Annotated in this window: 3 protein-coding genes; 2 read left to right on the top strand and 1 reads right to left on the bottom strand. The window is 72.9% G+C overall.

Features of this window, described 5'->3' with window-relative positions:
• Window positions 1-486: 486 nt before the first annotated feature.
• Window positions 487-2115 carry a M4 family metallopeptidase gene (locus ABT247_RS32540; RefSeq protein WP_350750030.1) on the top strand — a complete coding sequence of 543 codons (1629 nt, stop codon included), beginning with the start codon at window positions 487-489 and terminating at the stop codon, window positions 2113-2115.
• A gap of 113 nt (window positions 2116-2228) precedes the next feature.
• Here ABT247_RS32540 and ABT247_RS32535 read toward each other — a convergent pair whose 3' ends face one another.
• Complete coding sequence (locus tag ABT247_RS32535; protein WP_392894559.1) at window positions 2229-2546, bottom strand: DUF3817 domain-containing protein; 318 nt, start codon at window positions 2544-2546, stop codon at window positions 2229-2231.
• A 290-nt stretch (window positions 2547-2836) separates the two neighbouring features.
• Here ABT247_RS32535 and ABT247_RS32530 point away from each other — a divergent pair.
• Window positions 2837-3669: DUF2127 domain-containing protein (locus ABT247_RS32530; RefSeq protein ID WP_350750027.1), on the top strand; the 833-nt coding region annotated here is incomplete at its 3' end.

Raw genomic sequence — 3669 nt, 5'->3', positions numbered from 1 at the left:
AGATCTGCGCGGCCTTGTCCCGGCCGATGCCCGCGAGGGTGGAGCCGTTGGAGGTCGGGCTGTTGTAGCTGACGCCGTTGATGGTCTTGGCGCCGTCGAACCCCTGGCGCCGTCGATGCCCGGCGCCGTCGAGCCCTGGCGCCGTCGAGGTACCGCCCGCTGTCAAGGCCGGACGGCTGGCGGAGTCCCGCCAGGGGGACGAACCGCGGATTCCGGGCACGGGAGGGCAACCGAACCATCCGTACCGGCGCTGGCGACTCCTGGCCAATCCCGGTGGGCGCCCTGTTCTTTCCGGACACGGATTGTCATGCTTCTGACCAAGCTCCCGTCCGACGACCGCCGCCCCCACCCGACCGGCGGTCCGTCAGAAGCCGCACAGGAGCCGCACGTCCGCGCCCCACCGCCCCAACGGCGCCAACCCCGGCGCCCCGGTAGGCGGCGCACCCGCAGGCATCCGCGGGTCTCGTGGAAGGGAACCCCCCGCACGTGAAGCGAAAGCTGACCCTCCCGGCCGTACTCTCCGCCACCGCCCTGCTCGCCGGCGTCGTCCAGATCGCCGCCCTCCCCGCCGCCCAGGCGGCCGCCCCCGCGCCCGACCGGCCGTCGGCCGCGCCGCTCGCGCTGGCCGCCGCGCAGAGCGCCCCGCTCGCGCGGCAGCTGGCCCTCGGCGGCCAGGAGCAACTGGTCGCCCGGGACGCCGTGGTGGACGCCGACGGCACCCGGCACCTGCGCTACGACCGCACCTTCGCCGGTCTGCCGGTGCTCGGCGGCGACCTGGTCGTCCACCAGCGTCCGGACGGCTCGGTGGGCTCGGTGGACCACGCCTTCGCCGGCCGGCTGTCGCTGCCCGCCACCACCCCCGCGCTGGCCGCCGGCCAGGCCGCCCAGCGGGCCACCGACGCCGTCCGGGCGACGGTCGGACAGGCCGCCGACGCGGACGAGCCGGCCCTCAGCCGGGTGGACGGCGCCGACGCGCCCGAGCTGGTGGTCTGGGCCGCCGACGGCAGCCCGCGGCTGGCCCACCGCACGGTGGTGCGCGGCGAGCGGGCCGACGGCACCCCGAGCCGCCAGGAGGTGGTCACCGACGCCGCCACCGGCCAGGTGCTGTCCAGCCAGGAACAGGTGCAGACCGCCACCGGCACCGGCAAGGGCGTCAACGTCGGCACCGTCACCCTGACCACGACCCAGAGCGGCTCGACCTACACGCTCAAGGACGCCTCCCGCGGCGGCCAGTCCACCACCGACCTCAAGGGCGGCAGCTCGGGCAGCGGCACCCTGTTCGCCAACACCACGAACTCCTGGGGCAACGGCTCGCCCTCCAACCGCGAGTCCGCCGCCGTGGACGCCCAGTTCGGCGCGGCCGTCACCTGGGACTTCTACAAGAGCACCTTCGGCCGCAACGGCATCAAGAACAACGGCGTCGGCGCCGCCAGCCGGGTCCACTACGGCTCCAACTACGTCAACGCGTTCTGGGACGACTCCTGCTTCTGCATGACCTACGGCGACGGGTCCGGCAACACCCACCCGCTCACCGCCGTCGACGTCTCCGGCCACGAGATGAGCCACGGCGTCACCGCGGCCACCGCCCGCCTGAACTACTCGGGCGAGTCCGGCGGCCTCAACGAGGCCACCTCGGACATCTTCGGCACCATGGTCGAGTGGTACGCCAACCTGCCCGCGGACCCGCCGGACTACCTGATCGGCGAGAAGCTCAACATCAACGGCAACGGCACGCCGCTGCGGTACATGGACAAGCCCTCCAAGGACGGCCAGTCGGCCGACTACTGGTCCTCGGGCGTCGGCAACAAGGACGTCCACTACTCCTCGGGCGTGGCCAACCACTTCTTCTACCTGCTCGCCGAGGGCAGCGGCGCCAAGGTGATCAACGGCGTCAGCTACAACAGCCCGACCTCCAACGGCGCGAAGGTGACCGGGATCGGCCGGAACAAGGCGGCCGCGATCTGGTACCGCGCGCTGACCGTCTACATGACCTCGACGACCAACTACAAGGCCGCCCGCACCGCGACGCTCAAGGCCGCCTCCGACCTCTACGGCGCGAGCAGCACCGAGTACCAGACGGTGGCCGCGGCCTGGAGCGGGGTGAACGTCAACTAGACGCACCCCGGACGCACCCCCGCCGGGCCGCTTCCGACGGGAGACGGCGACGGGCTGCCGCGGCCCTTCGGGAGAGGAGGCCGTGGCAGCCCGTCGCCGTCCACGCGTGCGGGTCAGGCAGTGGCGGCGGCGGTCTCCAGCTCCCCGCGCTCCTCGCGGCCGAGCATCCGCTCGGCGAAGAAGCCGCCCAGCGGCAGCACCGAGAGCACGAACAGCAGGACGCCGCGCTTGGCGTCCCACTTCTGCGCCTGCCAGGCCTGGATCCAGAAGACCACGTACAGGATGAACAGGATGCCGTGGACCATGCCCATCACCGGCACGGCGTCGAAGGACGTGGTCCGCTTCAGCACCGAGCAGATGAGCAGCAGGACGAAGGAGATCCCCTCGGGGGCGGAGACCAGGCGCAGGCGGTGGACGGCGCTGCTGTTCACGATGGATACCTCAATACGGGGGTCGGAGGCGCGGCATGCTTGTGAAGCAACTCACAAGCCTTCCGGCCCATTATCACCGAGCACACGTCCGGGCCCCGGGGCGGGGCGGCCACCGTGCCCGATCTCACAGCGGCACCCCCGCCCGGGTCACCGGACGCACCGGCGGTGTCACAGCTGTGTGCCGGACCGCGCCGGGCGCGGCGCTCCGCCGCCCGCACCCCCTATCCTCGTGCCCGCGCGCCCACCGACCGGGTCGCGCCCGACGCATCGCACACGGGGGTGGCCACACCATGTTCAAGCGGGACTGGGACCGCAGGACCTGCGCCAAGCGCGGGCACGTCACCTACGCGCCGACCGAACCCGAGCTGGCCGCCCGGCTGCACACCGCCACCGCCGTCGGCGACGCCTGGCGCTGCCTGCGCTGCGGCGACTTCGCGCTCGGCGCCCCGCACGGTTCCGGCCCGGCGGCGGACGCCCCGCTGGTGCCGCGCGGCAAGGCCCTGCGGGACCTCTTCATCCTGCGCTTCCTGGCCGTCGAGCGGGTGCTGCGCGGCATCGTCATCATCCTGATCGCCTGGGGCGTGTGGAAGTTCTCCAACAGCCAGGAGGCCGTGCAGCGGGTCTTCGACGAGGACCTGACGGTGTTCAGGCCGGTCGCCGACCACTTCCACTGGGACCTCGACCACGCCCCGATCGTCGAGACGATCCGCAAGACCTTCGGGTACCAGAAGAAGACCCTGCTGGTCGTCGCCGGCGCACTGGTGGCGTACGCGCTGATCGAGATCGTCGAGGCGGTCGGCCTCTGGCTGGGCAAGCGCTGGGCCGAGTACCTGACCGTGGTCGCCACCGCGGCCTTCCTGCCGCTGGAGGGCTACGAGCTGCACGAGCACGTCAGCCCGGTCAAGGTCTGCACCCTGCTGCTGAACATCGCGGCGGTGCTGTGGATCATGCTCTCCAAGCGGCTGTTCGGCCTGCGCGGCGGCGCGGCGGCCTTCGAGGCGGAGCGCCACTCGGCCTCGCTGCTGGAGGTGGAGGAGGCGGCCGGCGCGCTGCCGCCCGCCCGCCCCGCGCCCGACCCCGGGCCCGGGCCCCGCCCCCGCCCGGCCGCGGGACCGAAAGGAAG

The sequence above is a fragment of the Kitasatospora sp. NPDC001539 genome (assembly GCF_040298565.1).
GTDB lineage: Bacteria > Actinomycetota > Actinomycetes > Streptomycetales > Streptomycetaceae > Kitasatospora.
The sequence above is the reverse complement of the archived record's forward strand: the minus strand, read 5'-3'. Positions and strand labels throughout refer to the sequence as shown.